Origin of the sequence: Pseudomonas asgharzadehiana (assembly GCF_019139815.1) — a bacterium.
Lineage (GTDB): Bacteria > Pseudomonadota > Gammaproteobacteria > Pseudomonadales > Pseudomonadaceae > Aquipseudomonas > Aquipseudomonas asgharzadehiana.
The window spans coordinates 1,590,812-1,605,093 of record NZ_CP077079.1 but is presented as its reverse complement, the minus strand read 5'-3'; the positions used below and the strand labels follow the sequence as shown (position 1 = coordinate 1,605,093).

Here is a 14,282-nt window from a genome sequence, read left to right as displayed (position 1 = left end):
CTGGAGGGTCTGTGGCAATAGACCCTCCGGAATGTCAGCCGCCGTATGGCAAAACCCACCGACTTCGCCAAGCAATGGTTTGCCGCCAAAGGCTGGAAGCCGTTCGCCTTTCAAAAAGACGTGTGGGCGGCGGTCAAGCACGGCCAGTCCGGGTTACTGCATGCCAGCACCGGCGCCGGCAAAACCTATGCGCTGTGGTTCGCCGCACTCAATCGCTTGGCCATCACCCACGTGCCCGTTGCCGGTAAACGCAAGCCACCCGCCGAACCGCTGACGGTGTTATGGATCACGCCGATGCGTGCGCTGGCGGCCGACACCGCGCGCGCCCTGCAAGCGCCGCTTGAAGCCTTGCAGATTCCCTGGAGCGTCGGCCTGCGCACAGGTGACACCAGCAGCAGCGAGCGCGCCCGTCAGACGCGTCGCCAGCCGAGCGCACTGGTCACCACGCCCGAAAGCCTCACGCTGATGCTGGCCCGCGCCGACAGCGAGGTGAGCCTGGCGCACCTGCGCATGGTCGTCGTGGATGAATGGCATGAATTGATCGGCAACAAGCGTGGCGTGCAGTTGCAATTGGCATTGGCGCGGTTGCGACGTTGGCATCCGGGGTTGATGGTATGGGGGATCTCGGCGACCCTGGGTAACCAGGCCCACGCGCTAGAGGTCTTAGTCCCACAGGGCGGTGGGGTCAATGTGCAGGGGCAAACGGCCAAACAGCTGACAGTCGACACTTTATTGCCACCGATTGCCGAGCGTTTTCCCTGGGCTGGGCATATCGGCTTGAAGATGCTGCCGCAAGTCGTGGCGCAGGTGGACGGGAGCCGCAGTTGTCTGGTGTTTACCAATACCCGGGCACAGTCGGAAATCTGGTACCAGGCGCTATTGGAGGCGCGGCCGGATTGGGCCGGCGTGATCGCCCTGCACCATGGTTCGCTCTCGCGGGAAACCCGTGACTGGGTGGAGCGGGCCTTGAAAGACGGGCAACTCAAAGCCGTGGTATGCACATCCAGCCTGGATTTGGGGGTGGATTTACTGCCGGTGGAGCGGGTGTTGCAGATCGGTTCAGCCAAAGGCGTGGCGCGCCTGATGCAACGCGCGGGGCGCTCCGGCCATGCACCGGGGCGGCCGTCACGGGTGACGCTGGTGCCCACACACAGCCTGGAATTGGTGGAAGCGGCGGCAGCCCAGGACGCGATTGCCGCGCGACGCATCGAAGCCCGCGAATCACCCTACAAGCCGCTGGATGTGCTCGTACAGCACTTGGTCAGCATGGCGCTGGGGGGTGGTTTTACGCCGGATGCGCTGCTGAAGGAAGTGCGCGGTGCCTGGGCTTATCGCGACCTCACCGACGCCGATTGGGCCTGGGCCCTGGGGTTTGTGCGCCATGGCGGCCTGTCGCTGACGGCTTATCCGGATTACCGCCGCGTGGAACCCGATGAGCACGGCGTGTGGCGCGTCCCCGACGCACGACTGGCGCGGCGCCATCGCATGAGCGTCGGCACCATTGTCAGCGATGCGAGCATCCAGTTGAAGTTCTGGAGCAAAGGCGGCGGCGGCAAGAACCTGGGTAGCGTCGAAGAAGGTTTTATCGCGCGGCTCAAGCCCGGTGATGGCTTCCTGTTCGCCGGGCGCTTGTTGGAACTGGTGCGCGTGGAAAACATGACCGCCTATGTGCGCCGCAGCACCGTCAAGAAAGCCGCCGTGCCGCGCTGGAATGGCGGGCGGATGCCGCTTTCCAACGAACTGGCCCAAGCCGTGGTAGAGCGCTTCGAAGCGGCGGCGCGCGGGCATTTCGAAGGCCGGGAGATGCAAGCGGTGCAACCCTTGTTGCAAACGCAGTTGCGCTGGTCGGGCTTGCCCACACGCGAGCATCTGCTGGCCGAAGCGTTGACATCGCGGGAGGGGTGGCACCTGTTCCTCTACCCGTTCGCCGGGCGGCAAGTGCACGTGGGGCTGGCAAGCCTGCTGGCGTGGCGGGTCGGCCAGGTGCAACCGGTGACCTTCTCCATTGCGGTCAACGATTACGGCCTGGAGCTGTTGAGTGCCACGGCGGTGGAGTGGCCGGTTGTGTTGAACAACGCGCTGCTCAGCCCGAAAAACTTGCTCGCGGACGTGGCGGCCAGCCTGAATGCCGGGGAACTGGCCTTGCGCCGCTTTCGCGAAATCGCGCGGATTGCCGGGCTGGTATTTGCTGGCTACCCGGGCGCGCCGAAAAGTACCCGGCAAGTGCAGGCGTCCAGCGGTTTGTTCTTTGAAGTGTTCAAGCAATATGACCCGCAGAACCTGTTGCTGGCCCAAGCTGGAGAAGAAGTCCTACGTGATGAGTTGGACATTCGTCGGCTGGAAGAGACCTTATCTCGTCTGTCTGCGCTGAAACTGGACTTACACGTCATCGAGCGCGCTACGCCGCTGGCCTTCCCGCTGTTGGTGGAGCGGATGCGCGAGAGCATGAGTTCGGAAAAGCTGTCGGAGCGCATCGCGCGGATGGTCAAGGACCTGGAGAAAGTCGCGGATAACGGGAAACGTTGATGCATTGCTCAGTGACGCTTGAGGGTGAAGAACTTTGGCTGCTGGCGGATAAGGCGGTGTATTGGCCTGCGCGCCAATGCCTGCTGATCGCCGATGCGCATTTCGGCAAGGCGTCTGCCTATCGCAGCCTGGGGCAACCGGTACCGCAAGGCACTACCACCGAGAATTTGCGGCGATTGGACCGGCTGCTGGCGACTTATCCCTGCCAACAGCTGATCTTTCTGGGTGACTTTCTGCACGGCCCCGGCTCCCATGCCAGCGGCACCCTGGGCGCGCTCGATGCCTGGCGGGCGCGCCATCGCGACCTGCCCATGACCCTGATCCGCGGCAATCACGATAAACGCGCGGGCGATCCACCTGCCGGCTTGAGGATCGAGGTGGTGGCCGAGCCGCTGCTGCTCGGCCCTTTCGCCCTGCAACACGAACCGCACGCCCATGCCAGCCATCATGTGCTGGCGGGGCATGTGCATCCGGTGTATCGCCTGCGCGGCAAGGGGCACCAACGTTTGCGCCTGCCGTGCTTTCAGTTGGGTACGCGGGTCAGTTTGCTGCCGGCGTTTGGAGCGTTTACCGGCGGATACGCGGTGGAGCAGGACGATGATCACCGAATTTTCGTGATCGGCGACCAGCAGGTCTGGCCAGTACACTGAAAGCCCCCACTGGCCATCCAGGTATCAGGCAACAGGCGCGGGTGGCGGCTCGTCCGGAAGGGTCGGCTCACCAGGTTCGGCAGGCTGCGGGTAATCCGGCTCGGGTTGGCCGGGGATGCCGCCCGCATAAGTGGGGTCGGCCATCAGGGACCAGGCCAGAACACCAATCTGGTTGGGTTCAAGCCGGGCAAGTTCTGCGCTGATTCGCGGGTTGATTTTCATAAGGCACTCCTCAAGCGTGGCTCGGCGCGCTTTACACGCGCCGAGGCAGTACACCCAATAGAGTCACTTTCTGCAGACTAATTCCCTTTGCGCGTAGGACCTTTCGATCAAGCGCGCGGCAAGGTGACGCCGCGCTGGCCCTGATACTTGCCGGCACGGTCTTTGTAGGACACTTCACAAGCCTCATCGGACTGCAGGAACAGCATCTGAGCCACGCCTTCATTGGCGTAGATCTTCGCCGGCAGCGTGGTGGTGTTGGAGAACTCCAGGGTTACATGACCTTCCCACTCGGGCTCAAGCGGTGTCACGTTAACGATGATGCCGCAGCGCGCGTAGGTGCTTTTGCCCAGGCAAATGGTCAGCACGTCGCGGGGAATACGGAAGAACTCCACAGTGCGCGCCAGGGCGAAAGAGTTTGGCGGGATGATGCACACGTCACTCTTGACGTCGACGAAGCTCTTTTCGTCGAAGTTTTTCGGATCGACGATCGCCGAATTGATATTGGTGAACACCTTGAATTCATCGGCGCAACGCACATCGTAGCCGTAGCTGGAAACCCCGTACGAAATCACACGCTCGTCGCCTTCGCCACGAATCTGGCGCTCGACAAACGGCTCGATCATGCCGTGCTCTTGCGCCATGCGGCGAATCCACTTGTCCGATTTGATGCTCATGGCGGGTGTCCTGAATAGCGAGGTGGAAAAATTCTGTGTGGCATCTTACCGGGGCAGACGTTGGGGTTCAAAGGCCGTGGGGGTTTTCTTGATGAATGCCCTGCCCGGCATAGGCCGCAGCCCGCGGGGCCGGTACCCGGACGACGGTGCCCGGCGACCGTAAATACCACCGCCAGTCACGAAATTAGAGAAACCTTCGGAAATACCATTGGCACGTTCCGGAAAAACGGTTAAGGTGGCGTCACTGTGTTGCTTGTGTCACTGAGAATCTCTACACGATATGTTGAATTTCGATCCAACCATCTCCAAGAATTTTTCCTGCTCTTTGCACTCAGTCTCGGCCAGGGCTTTTCCTGAGTCGCAGTTAACTTTGTTCAAGGAGTTACACCATGTCTAATCGCCAAACTGGTACCGTTAAGTGGTTCAACGATGAAAAAGGCTTCGGCTTCATCACTCCACAATCCGGTGACGACCTGTTCGTTCACTTCAAAGCTATCCAATCCGACGGCTTCAAAAGCCTGAAAGAAGGCCAACAGGTTTCTTTCATCGCTACCCGCGGTCAGAAAGGCATGCAAGCTGAAGAAGTTCAAGTTATCTAACTTGTACTGACTTAGTCGAAAAGACCCCGCCCTTAAAAGCGGGGTTTTTTTATGCCTGGATTTTCTTGAAATACCCGAACAAACGCCAGGCATAAAAAATGTGAGAGGGGGCTTGCTCCCGATAGCGGTGAATCAGTCAATGCATCCATTGACTGTCACTCAACAATCGGGAGCAAGCCCCCTTGTGTCTTGATACGGGATTAAGCTGAGAGTGAGAGGGTGAGTGGCAAGCTGAATGCCCGAAGTGCTTAAAGCACGTGTGGGAGCCCATGCTGCCACTCACTTCTCCGCTCTGGACATGAGCCCGAACAGTTGAACGAGCCCACCTCGAACAGTTACAAGCGTGGGCCAAGCCAGAGCGCTCTCACTTTTAGTGTAAGAGGGTTTGGCTATGTTTTCCTATCCAGCAGGCATTGATGTTTCCAAGGACAGCCTTGAAGCTCGAGTTCATCAGGTTGACGTTGGGGTAAATTGCGCTAACGCCGAAGAAGATTTCCCTGGGTTGATTGGGTGGCTATTGCTTCACCAGGTCGGACGCGTGGTGTTGGAGGCTACTGGCGGTTATGAGCGCAAAGTCATGAAGGCGCTTCAGGCTGCGGGCCTTAATGTCATCTGCGTCAATCCCCGTCGGGCCAAGAGTTTTTCCAGGGCGATGGGGCAACACGCTAAAACCGACCCGATAGACGCAAAGTCTCTTGCGCAGTTCGCAGCGGTTCTCGACTCACCAAGCAGCCGAATCACCAGCCCGGAACATGACGAGTTGCGCGCGTTAGTCCAGCAGCGAGAGAACTTTGTTCAGCAGAGGGACGATGACAGAAGGCGCCTGAAAACAGCCTCCTGCGACGTAGTAAAACCGGCGTTGCAGAGCCATATCGACTACTTGAGCAAGGCTGTGAACGCGATAGAGCAGCTGATTCGCGAAACCGCCAACAGGCTAGACCGCGAAAAGGTCGAACGCCTGTGCTCAGTTAAGGGCATCGGGCTCATTACGGCGGCTAGCCTAATGGCATATCTGCCGGAGCTGGGCGAGATTGGCAGGCGTCCGATCACGGCGCTAGCGGGCCTCGCTCCGTATAACAACGACAGTGGGAAACACCAAGGTGCGCGTCACATTAGCGGCGGAAGGTTTTCCGTGCGTCGCTCGCTCTACATGGCCTGCTGGGTTGTCATCCGGGAACAGCCTGAATTCCAGGCCCGCTATAAAGCACTGCGCGACAAAGGCAAACGCGCAAAAGTTGCGCTAATTGCATGCATGCGTGTTTTGTTAGTCAGGCTGAACGCGATGCTGCGTTATAGAGCCGAATGGAAAGAACACGCTGCCTGAATCGGCAGCGATGTGTGGTTGAAGGTCACACGGCTTGAAGCTGTGGGAGCTTGGCTGTCTTAAAAAGCGATGCCAAAGTTAGGGTCATCAAGACAGTTGCTCCCACATTTAAGCTTTCAGGTTGCGTCGTTATTGGAACAACGACTCGCTCGACAAGCCATTCCTCTCCAGGATCTCACGCAAGCGCTTGAGCCCTTCGACCTGGATCTGCCGCACCCGCTCACGGGTCAGGCCGATCTCCAGGCCTACGTCCTCCAGGGTACTGCTCTCATGGCCACGCAGGCCGAAGCGGCGAATCACCACCTCGCGCTGCTTGTCCGTAAGCTCAGACAACCACTGGTCAATGCTTTGCGACAGATCATCGTCCTGCAACAGTTCGCAAGGATCCGTAGGGCGATCATCCGTCAGGGTGTCCAGCAGGGTTTTGTCCGAGTCCGGACCCAGCGAGACATCGACCGAAGACACGCGCTCGTTCAGACCGAGCATGCGCTTGACCTCACCCACCGGTTTTTCCAGCAGGTTGGCAATTTCTTCGGGCGAGGGTTCATGATCGAGTTTTTGAGTCAGCTCACGCGCTGCCCGCAGGTAGACGTTCAGCTCTTTGACCACATGGATCGGCAACCGAATGGTACGGGTCTGATTCATGATCGCCCGTTCGATGGTCTGGCGAATCCACCAAGTGGCATAGGTTGAAAAGCGAAAGCCCCGCTCAGGGTCGAACTTCTCCACCGCCCGGATCAGGCCCAGGTTGCCCTCCTCGATCAGGTCCAACAGGGACAACCCACGATTGACGTAGCGTCGGGCGATTTTCACCACCAGGCGCAGGTTGCTTTCAATCATGCGTTTGCGCCCAGCCGGATCACCCTTTTGCGATAAACGCGCAAAATGGACTTCTTCTTCGGGAGTGAGCAGAGGGGAAAAGCCGATTTCATTGAGGTACAACTGGGTCGCGTCGAGCGCCCGTGTGTAATCAATGTACTTATGTTGCTTTAACGCGGTGGAGTTCTTGGATTTGGTGCGAACTGAAGGTGTTACAGGTCCCTCATTCGACATCGATTCCATAGCGATACCGGTCTCCATAAGGAGAACCTCATCGTCGATGTCAAACTCCGGCGCTTCTTTACTGAGAGCCATTGTTATAGTCCTTTGGTGAGTTCGACCTCAAGCTCAAGCGACGCCTTTATCCTTGGCAACGCTGGAGCCTGTTCCTTCTACGTAAGGAACAGGCTGTGCAACACATCAACGACGGGGTAGGAATTGCAGCGGATCTACAGGCTTCCCTTGACGGCGAATCTCAAAGTGCAGTTTCACCCGGTCCGTACCAGTTGACCCCATTTCGGCAATTGTCTGTCCGACTTTGACCTGTTGCCCCTCCCGAACCAAAAGCCTGCGGTTATGACCGTAGGCACTGACGTAGGTATCGCTGTGTTTGATGATGACCAGCTCGCCGTAGCCCCGCAAACCACTCCCGGCGTACACCACTGTCCCATCAGACGCAGCTAAAACAGGCTGTCCCAAATCCCCGGCGATATCAATGCCTTTATTCAAACTACCGTTTGAAGAGAATTTTCCAATCAACACTCCATTTGAGGGCCATCCCCAACCGGTCGGCGCAGGCCCCGCAGGTGGCAGCGGCGCGGGTGCCGGCTTGCTTGCAGGCGTCGCCGCAACCGTGCCGGCAGGCCTTGTAAAGACGGTGGTTTTGCTCGAAGACGACGGCGAAGATCCGGTGTTTGTCACAACTGCCGTGGGCGTTGAGCCGGTGCGGCCGTCAAAGCGAATCGTCTGACCCGGATGAATCGTGTAGGGCACAGGAATGTTGTTACGGGCTGCAAGCGCCTTGTAGTCCCAACCGTAACGAAAGGCGATCGAGAACAATGTATCGCCCTTGCGCACCACGTACTGGCCGGTGGTGACCGTCGGCTTTTGTGGGGCGGCATTATTACGATCGACGACCCGCGCGCCACTGCTTGGCGAGCTGGAACAGCCTACCAACAAGGAACCGAAGACAAGGCCAAGCACCAGTCGCTGAAAACTTGTTTTACCCATACGCTGCGCAAGACCTGTGAGACTCACCCGCCGCTCCCTTTGTGGTGGCTGAACATGTATGCCTGTATCAGGCTTGAAATATGTCGCAAGTATAACTGGGCATTGAAGTTTTACCGGCACACGACTGAAACGAATCATCCAGCGTGTTGAATCGCTGCGCCCATCATGTTGACTTGATAGACCCCGCTGTAAGACACATCCACACCAGCAGAATTCACTGTCGGCAAAAATTGATCAGGCCAGTGGGCCGTTGAGCAACGGAACAAAGCGCACGGCCCCCAGCACGTGCCGAGAGAACCCCTCTTCTTCACGCACAATAAGCATCAATTGTTGCACTTCACCGGAGCCCACCGGGATGACCAGCCGCCCACCGGGGGCCAACTGGTCGAGCAATGCCTGCGGTACGTCGGTGGCCACGGCGGTGACGATGATGCCGTTGTATGGCGCCAGCGCCGGCCAGCCTTCCCAGCCATCGCCCCAGCGGAACACCACGTTGCGCAGGTTGAGCTCAACCAGACGCTCCTTGGCGCGATCCTGCAACACCTTGATGCGCTCCACCGAGAACACCCGCTCCACCAACTGCGACAGTACCGCGGTTTGATAGCCGGAGCCGGTGCCGATCTCCAGCACCTTATCCAACGGCCCCGCCGCCAACAGCAGCTCGCTCATGCGCGCAACCATGTAGGGCTGGGAGATGGTCTGGTTATGGCCGATGGGTAACGCCGTGTCTTCATAGGCGCGATGGGCCAAGGCCTCATCGACGAAAAGATGGCGCGGCGTGCGGCGGATCACTTCCAGCACCTGGGCGTTGGACAGGCCTTCTTCGTACAGGCGCTGGATCAAACGCTCACGGGTACGCTGGGAAGTCATCCCGATACCGCGACGCAGCAGGTCGTCTTGTTCACGAGCCATCAGCGCAGCCCCTCCAGCCAGCCATCGAGACCACGGAAGGCATCACTGAAAGTGCGATCGAGTTGCAACGGGGTAATCGACACATAACCTTGCATCACCGCATGAAAGTCCGTGCCCTCGCCACCGTCTTCGGCGTCGCCCGCGGCAGCGATCCAATACCCTTCCTTGCCGCGCGGGTCGACCACTTTCAGCGGGGCCGCTGCCCGGGCGCGATGGCCCAGGCGTGTCAGCTGGATGCCGCGAATGTGGTCGAGGGGCAAATTGGGGATATTGACGTTGAGCACCGTGCGCGGCGGCAAGTCCAGGGAGCCGTGGGCCTCCACCAGCTTGCGCGCGAAATAGGCGGCGGTGGGCAGGTTGTCGAGTTGGCGCGACGCCAGGGAAAACGCGAACGAGGTACGGCCTAGGAAGCGCCCTTCAAGAGCTGCCGCCACGGTGCCGGAATACAGCACGTCATCGCCCAGGTTGGCGCCGAGGTTGATACCCGACACCACCAGGTCCGGTTCCCGGTCCAACAGGGTGTTGATCGCCAGGTGTACGCAGTCGGTAGGGGTACCGTTTACGCTGATAAAGCCATTGGCCAGAACCTGCGGATGCAGGGGACGGTCGAGCGTCAGCGAACTGCCGGCGCCGCTCTTGTCCTGGTCGGGGGCAACCACCACGCACTCGGCGTAATCCGCCAGCGCAGCATGAAGCGCGGCAAGACCGGGTGCGGTGGCACCGTCATCGTTTGATATCAGAATACGCATGGGCTGTCCGTCTGCCCCACCGGCACCAGATCAACAAGCTCGCGCACCAAGACAGTGGCGAAGCATCCGGCCGGCAGGACGAATTCCAATTGCAGAATGTCAGGCCCGGGATAATGCCACGTCAACCCGCCAATGGGCAGCCGCAGAATGCGACGTTCCTGGCTCATGCCGGCATTCACCAGCCAATCACGCAGATCGGCTTCGCTTGCGGCGATCGCCTGCTCAAGTTCATGGGTCGCGCCGGTTGCGGGCGAATCGCCCTCCCCCCACTGCGGCCCGGTCGGGTGCAGGTCCAGGATTGCCAGGCGCGGGTCGCTGCATTCAGCTTCGCCAGCCGGGAAAAAACTGCGGCTGTCGGTAAATGCCAGCAAGTCGCCAACCTGGGCCCGTTGCCACGAACCGTCGGCCACGCGTGCGGCCAGCACCTTATTAAAGAGAAAACTGCGCGCGGTGGACAACAGTCGCGAACGCACATTGCGCTGTTCGGGCAAAGCCTTGCGAGCGGCCCACTCACGGGCGTCAACCACGTTACCGCCGTTATGGCCAAAACGCTGGGCGCCGAAGTAATTGGGGATGCCGTGTTGTGCAATCTGTTGCAAGCGTGCGTCGATGGCGGCGGTATCGCCGGCCAACTGGGTCAGGCGCAGGGTGAAACCATTGGCCGAATGCGCGCCCCGTTGCAGCTTGCGCCTGTGGCGAGCGGTTTTAAGGATCTTGAGAGTGTCGTTTTCGGCACCCTTCATGTCCGGGTCAGCCTTGCCCGGCAACTGCACGCTGAACCACTGGCGGGTCAGCGCCTGGCGATCCTTGAGCCCCGCATAGCTGACGGTGCGCAACGGCACGCCGGCGGCCTTGGCGATACGGCGCGCGGCTTCCTCGGTGTTGAGGCCACGTTTTTCCACCCATAACCACAGGTGCTCGCCGTCGCCGGTCAGGGGGATATCCAGCACTTCGTCCACTTGGAAATCTTCAGCGGTGGCCTTCAGGACGGCGCTGCCCAAGGCTTCGCCATAGGCTCGCGGGCCCAACAGTTGCAGATCATTCATGCGCGCAGCAACAAGGCGACGGAGTGCACCGCGATGCCCTCTTCACGACCGGTAAACCCGAGCTTTTCGGTGGTGGTGGCTTTCACGTTCACTTGATCCAATTCAATTTGCAGGTCTGCGGCAATCAGTGCGCGCATCGATTCGATATGGGGCGCCATTTTCGGGGCCTGGGCCACGATGGTGTTGTCGACGTTGCCGACCTTCCAGCCCTTGGCATGGATCAGGCCGACCACATGCCGCAGCAACACCCGGCTGTCCGCGCCCTTGAACGTCGGGTCGGTATCCGGAAAGTGCTTGCCGATATCCCCCAACGCCGCCGCGCCGAGCAAGGCATCGCTCAAGGCATGCAACACAACGTCGCCGTCGGAATGAGCCAGCAACCCGTGGTGGTGCGCAATGCGCACGCCGCCCAGGGTGATGAAATCGCCTTCAGCGAAACGGTGCACATCGTAGCCGTGGCCAATACGCATAAAAAAACGCCCCGATTTTATTCAGGGCGTGATTCTACCTACTTTTGCCGCACATTAACCGAGCAAAGCACGGCCATGGTGCCGCAAATGGTCTTCGATGAAGCTCGCGATGAAGAAGTAGCTGTGGTCATAGCCCGGTTGCAGGCGCAGTTCGAGCGGATGCCCGGCTGCCTTGGCCGCCTGCTGCAAGGCTTCAGGCTTGAGCTGCACCGCGAGGAAATCGTCGCGGTCGCCCTGGTCCACCAGCAGCGGCAGCTTTTGCGAGGCTTCGCTGATCAGTACGCAGGCGTCCCATTCACGCCACTTCGAGCGCTCGTCGCCCAGGTAACGGGAGAAGGCTTTCTGGCCCCAAGGGCAATCCATCGGGTTGTTGATCGGCGAAAACGCCGACACCGACAGGTAACGCCCCGGGTTACGCAAGGCACACACCAATGCACCGTGGCCGCCCATGGAGTGGCCACTGATACCGCGTTTGTCCGACGCCGGGAAATGCGCTTCAACCAATGCCGGCAATTCCTGCACCACGTAGTCATGCATCCGATAGTGCTTAGCCCAAGGTTCCTGGGTGGCATTCAGATAAAAGCCCGCGCCCAGGCCGAAGTCCCAGGCGCTGTCCGGGTCACCCGGCACACCGGGCCCGCGCGGGCTGGTGTCCGGCGCGACGATGATCAGCCCCAGCTCGGCGGCCATGCGTTGGGCGCCGGCCTTCTGCATGAAGTTTTCATCGGTGCAGGTCAACCCGGACAGCCAGTACAGCACCGGCAGCTTGCCGCCCTGCTCCGCTTGCGGCGGCAGGTAGACGGCAAAGGTCATGTCGCAACCGAGCACATCCGAGTGATGCTTGTAACGTTTATGCCAGCCGCCGAAGCTCTTCTGGCACGACAGGTTTTCCAGACTCATGGCCGACCTCAGAAATGGATGACGGTGCGAATGCTCTTGCCTTCATGCATCAGGTCGAACGCTTTGTTGATGTCTTCCAGGCCCATGGTGTGGGTAATGAAAGTATCCAGCGGGATCTCGCCGGTCTGAGCCATCTCCACGTAGCTTGGCAATTCGGTACGGCCGCGCACGCCGCCGAAGGCCGAACCGCGCCAGACGCGACCCGTCACCAGCTGGAATGGACGGGTGGCGATTTCCTGGCCGGCCCCGGCCACGCCAATGATTACCGACTCGCCCCAACCTTTATGGCAGCACTCGAGGGCGGCGCGCATCAGTTGCACATTGCCGATGCACTCAAAGGAGAAGTCGACGCCACCGTCGGTCAAATCGACAATCACGTCCTGGATCGGGCGGTCATAGTCTTTTGGGTTGATGCAGTCGGTGGCACCCAATTGCTTGGCGATTTCAAACTTGGCCGGGTTGATATCGATGGCGATGATGCGACCGGCCTTGGCCTTGACCGCGCCGATCACCGCCGACAAGCCGATACCGCCGAGACCGAAGATCGCCACCGTGTCGCCCGGCTTGACCTTGGCGGTATTGATTACCGCGCCAATACCAGTGGTGACGCCGCAACCCAGCAGGCAGACTTTTTCCAGCGGGGCTTCTTTAGGAATTTTCGCCACGGAAATTTCCGGCAGTACGGTGTATTCGGAGAAGGTCGAAGTCCCCATGTAATGGAAAATCGGCTGACCCTTGTAGGAAAAACGCGTAGTGCCATCCGGCATCAAGCCCTTGCCCTGAGTGGCACGAATGGCCTGGCACAGGTTGGTCTTGCCCGACAGGCAGAATTTACATTTGCCGCATTCAGGGGTGTACAGCGGGATCACGTGATCGCCGACGGCCACCGAGGTCACGCCTTCGCCGACGGCTTCAACCACCGCACCGCCTTCATGGCCCAGGATCGATGGGAAAATACCTTCCGGGTCAGCGCCTGACAGGGTATAGGCGTCGGTGTGGCATACGCCGGAAGCCACCACGCGCAGCAGCACTTCGCCAGCCTTGGGCATGGCGACCTCCACTTCCACGATCTCCAGCGGTTTTTTGGCTTCAAAGGCGACAGCGGCGCGTGACTTGATCATCCGGTTTTCTCCAGGCACTGAAAATTGAGAAGAGCAGTGTAAAACACGGCTCATTGATTAATAATCCAGCACAAAGCAAAACATTATTGCTGTACAGGGATAATCATGACGCAGGAAAACCGCTGGGAAGGCATCGACGAGTTCGTCGCCGTGGCTGAGTGCAGCCAATTCACGGCGGCAGCCGAGCGTCTGGGCGTGTCGTCATCCCATATCAGCCGACAGGTCGCACGCCTGGAAGAGCGATTGCAAACCCGTTTGCTGTATCGCAGTACCCGCAAAGTCACCCTGACCGAAGCCGGGCAAACGTTCCTGCAACATTGCCAGCGCCTGCAAGACGGCCGCGAAGAAGCGCTGCGCGCGGTGGGCGACCTGGCCAGCGAACCCAAAGGCATGTTGCGCATGACCTGCGCAGTGGCTTATGGCGAACGCTTCATCGTGCCGCTGGTGACGCGGTTCATGGGGCTTTATCCGCAGTTGCGGGTGGATATCGAACTGAGCAATCGCCAGCTCGACCTGGTACACGAAGGCTTGGACCTGGCGATTCGCCTGGGGCGTCTTTCTGATTCAAGGATGGTCGCCAGCCGCCTGGCGCCCCGACGCATGTATTTGTGCGCATCGCCGTCCTATCTGGAACGGTACGGGCGCCCGCATAGCTTGTCGGAACTGAGTCGGCATAACTGCCTGATCGGCAGTTCGGATATCTGGCAACTGGCTCAGGATGGGCGCGAATTTTCCCAGCGAGTACAGGGAAACTGGCGCTGCAACAGTGGGCAAGCGGTGCTGGATGCGGCGCTGCAGGGGGTGGGGTTGTGCCAGTTACCGGACTATTACGTGCTGCAACATTTGCACAGCGGGGCGTTGGTGTCGTTGCTGGAGGCCCACCAGCCGCCGAACACGGCAGTGTGGGCGTTGTATCCGCAACAGCGGCATTTGTCGCCGAAGGTCAGGAAGTTGGTGGATTTTTTGAAGGAAGGGTTGGCTGGGCGGCCGGAGTACAGCGGGTGATTATTCGGTGTTTGCGCTGGACACGGTTTAACCGA

15 protein-coding genes are annotated in these 14,282 nt (G+C 59.7%); 5 read left to right on the top strand and 10 right to left on the bottom strand.

Annotated elements, in window-relative coordinates; genetic code table 11:
* Positions 1-45: 45 nt before the first annotated feature.
* Positions 46-2,526, top strand: a complete 2,481-nt coding sequence (locus KSS96_RS07345) for a ligase-associated DNA damage response DEXH box helicase (RefSeq protein ID WP_217855950.1) — start codon at positions 46-48, stop codon at positions 2,524-2,526.
* Positions 2,526-3,176, top strand: a complete 651-nt coding sequence (gene pdeM / locus KSS96_RS07340) for a ligase-associated DNA damage response endonuclease PdeM (RefSeq protein WP_065877153.1) — start codon at positions 2,526-2,528, stop codon at positions 3,174-3,176. Before KSS96_RS07345 ends, pdeM begins: the two co-directional genes overlap by 1 nt.
* Before the next feature lie 24 nt (positions 3,177-3,200).
* Here the strand turns inward: pdeM and KSS96_RS07335 are convergent, their stop codons facing one another.
* Both KSS96_RS07335 and dcd read right to left on the bottom strand, forming a co-directional pair.
* Positions 3,201-3,398, bottom strand: a complete 198-nt coding sequence (locus KSS96_RS07335; protein WP_017529671.1) for a hypothetical protein — start codon at positions 3,396-3,398, stop codon at positions 3,201-3,203.
* Between the two features lie 107 nt (positions 3,399-3,505).
* Positions 3,506-4,072 (bottom strand): dCTP deaminase, encoded by a 567-nt coding sequence (gene dcd, locus KSS96_RS07330; protein WP_003189215.1) that lies wholly within the window; start codon positions 4,070-4,072, stop codon positions 3,506-3,508.
* 389 nt (positions 4,073-4,461) lie between these two features.
* Between dcd and KSS96_RS07325 the strand changes: the two genes are divergently transcribed.
* Both KSS96_RS07325 and KSS96_RS07320 read left to right on the top strand, forming a co-directional pair.
* On the top strand, positions 4,462-4,671 hold the full coding sequence (locus tag KSS96_RS07325; RefSeq protein ID WP_002554837.1) for a cold-shock protein: 210 nt from the start codon (positions 4,462-4,464) through the stop codon (positions 4,669-4,671).
* Positions 4,672-5,062: 391 nt separating this feature from the next.
* Complete coding sequence (locus KSS96_RS07320; protein ID WP_068931592.1) at positions 5,063-5,995, top strand: IS110 family transposase; 933 nt, start codon at positions 5,063-5,065, stop codon at positions 5,993-5,995.
* A gap of 129 nt (positions 5,996-6,124) precedes the next feature.
* On the opposite strand, the gene rpoS is transcribed toward KSS96_RS07320, so the two are convergent.
* The 8 genes from rpoS to KSS96_RS07280 form a co-directional block, all read right to left on the bottom strand.
* The gene (gene rpoS, locus KSS96_RS07315) at positions 6,125-7,129 is read right to left on the bottom strand and encodes an RNA polymerase sigma factor RpoS (protein WP_017529672.1); all 1,005 of its coding nucleotides are present in this window, start codon (positions 7,127-7,129) and stop codon (positions 6,125-6,127) included.
* 105 nt (positions 7,130-7,234) lie between these two features.
* Complete coding sequence (locus KSS96_RS07310) at positions 7,235-8,071, bottom strand: peptidoglycan DD-metalloendopeptidase family protein (protein WP_017529673.1); 837 nt, start codon at positions 8,069-8,071, stop codon at positions 7,235-7,237.
* A 207-nt stretch (positions 8,072-8,278) separates the two neighbouring features.
* On the bottom strand, positions 8,279-8,914 hold the full coding sequence (locus KSS96_RS07305) for a protein-L-isoaspartate(D-aspartate) O-methyltransferase (RefSeq protein WP_169865481.1): 636 nt from the start codon (positions 8,912-8,914) through the stop codon (positions 8,279-8,281).
* A 41-nt stretch (positions 8,915-8,955) separates the two neighbouring features.
* On the bottom strand, positions 8,956-9,705 hold the full coding sequence (surE, locus tag KSS96_RS07300) for a 5'/3'-nucleotidase SurE (RefSeq protein WP_017529675.1): 750 nt from the start codon (positions 9,703-9,705) through the stop codon (positions 8,956-8,958).
* Positions 9,693-10,751, bottom strand: a complete 1,059-nt coding sequence (truD, locus tag KSS96_RS07295; RefSeq protein ID WP_017529676.1) for a tRNA pseudouridine(13) synthase TruD — start codon at positions 10,749-10,751, stop codon at positions 9,693-9,695. Before truD ends, surE begins: the two co-directional genes overlap by 13 nt.
* Positions 10,748-11,221 carry a 2-C-methyl-D-erythritol 2,4-cyclodiphosphate synthase gene (ispF, locus tag KSS96_RS07290; protein ID WP_012722614.1) on the bottom strand — a complete coding sequence of 158 codons (474 nt, stop codon included), beginning with the start codon at positions 11,219-11,221 and terminating at the stop codon, positions 10,748-10,750. The genes truD and ispF overlap by 4 nt, the downstream gene beginning before the upstream one ends.
* A 54-nt stretch (positions 11,222-11,275) precedes the next feature.
* Positions 11,276-12,121, bottom strand: coding sequence for an S-formylglutathione hydrolase (gene fghA / locus KSS96_RS07285; RefSeq protein WP_065877154.1), 846 nt, complete (start codon positions 12,119-12,121; stop codon positions 11,276-11,278).
* Positions 12,122-12,129: 8 nt separating this feature from the next.
* The gene (locus KSS96_RS07280) at positions 12,130-13,242 is read right to left on the bottom strand and encodes an S-(hydroxymethyl)glutathione dehydrogenase/class III alcohol dehydrogenase (protein WP_017529678.1); all 1,113 of its coding nucleotides are present in this window, start codon (positions 13,240-13,242) and stop codon (positions 12,130-12,132) included.
* Between the two features lie 105 nt (positions 13,243-13,347).
* Between KSS96_RS07280 and KSS96_RS07275 the strand changes: the two genes are divergently transcribed.
* A complete protein-coding gene (locus KSS96_RS07275; protein WP_017529679.1) occupies positions 13,348-14,247 on the top strand; it encodes a LysR substrate-binding domain-containing protein in 900 nt (299 codons plus the stop codon).
* The last annotated feature ends 35 nt before the right edge of the window (positions 14,248-14,282 follow it).

What these genes read in the sequence shown, in the direction of transcription:
- KSS96_RS07345 (WP_217855950.1), top strand. Translation starts at nt 46, where the DNA reads ATGGCAAAACCCACCGACTTCGCCAAGCAATGGTTTGCCGCCAAAGGC.
- pdeM (WP_065877153.1), top strand. Translation starts at nt 2,526, where the DNA reads ATGCATTGCTCAGTGACGCTTGAGGGTGAAGAACTTTGGCTGCTGGCG.
- KSS96_RS07335 (WP_017529671.1), bottom strand. Translation starts at nt 3,398, where the DNA reads ATGAAAATCAACCCGCGAATCAGCGCAGAACTTGCCCGGCTTGAACCC.
- dcd (WP_003189215.1), bottom strand. Translation starts at nt 4,072, where the DNA reads ATGAGCATCAAATCGGACAAGTGGATTCGCCGCATGGCGCAAGAGCAC.
- KSS96_RS07325 (WP_002554837.1), top strand. Translation starts at nt 4,462, where the DNA reads ATGTCTAATCGCCAAACTGGTACCGTTAAGTGGTTCAACGATGAAAAA.
- KSS96_RS07320 (WP_068931592.1), top strand. Translation starts at nt 5,063, where the DNA reads ATGTTTTCCTATCCAGCAGGCATTGATGTTTCCAAGGACAGCCTTGAA.
- rpoS (WP_017529672.1), bottom strand. Translation starts at nt 7,129, where the DNA reads ATGGCTCTCAGTAAAGAAGCGCCGGAGTTTGACATCGACGATGAGGTT.
- KSS96_RS07305 (WP_169865481.1), bottom strand. Translation starts at nt 8,914, where the DNA reads ATGACTTCCCAGCGTACCCGTGAGCGTTTGATCCAGCGCCTGTACGAA.
- surE (WP_017529675.1), bottom strand. Translation starts at nt 9,705, where the DNA reads ATGCGTATTCTGATATCAAACGATGACGGTGCCACCGCACCCGGTCTT.
- truD (WP_017529676.1), bottom strand. Translation starts at nt 10,751, where the DNA reads ATGAATGATCTGCAACTGTTGGGCCCGCGAGCCTATGGCGAAGCCTTG.
- ispF (WP_012722614.1), bottom strand. Translation starts at nt 11,221, where the DNA reads ATGCGTATTGGCCACGGCTACGATGTGCACCGTTTCGCTGAAGGCGAT.
- fghA (WP_065877154.1), bottom strand. Translation starts at nt 12,121, where the DNA reads ATGAGTCTGGAAAACCTGTCGTGCCAGAAGAGCTTCGGCGGCTGGCAT.
- KSS96_RS07280 (WP_017529678.1), bottom strand. Translation starts at nt 13,242, where the DNA reads ATGATCAAGTCACGCGCCGCTGTCGCCTTTGAAGCCAAAAAACCGCTG.
- KSS96_RS07275 (WP_017529679.1), top strand. Translation starts at nt 13,348, where the DNA reads ATGACGCAGGAAAACCGCTGGGAAGGCATCGACGAGTTCGTCGCCGTG.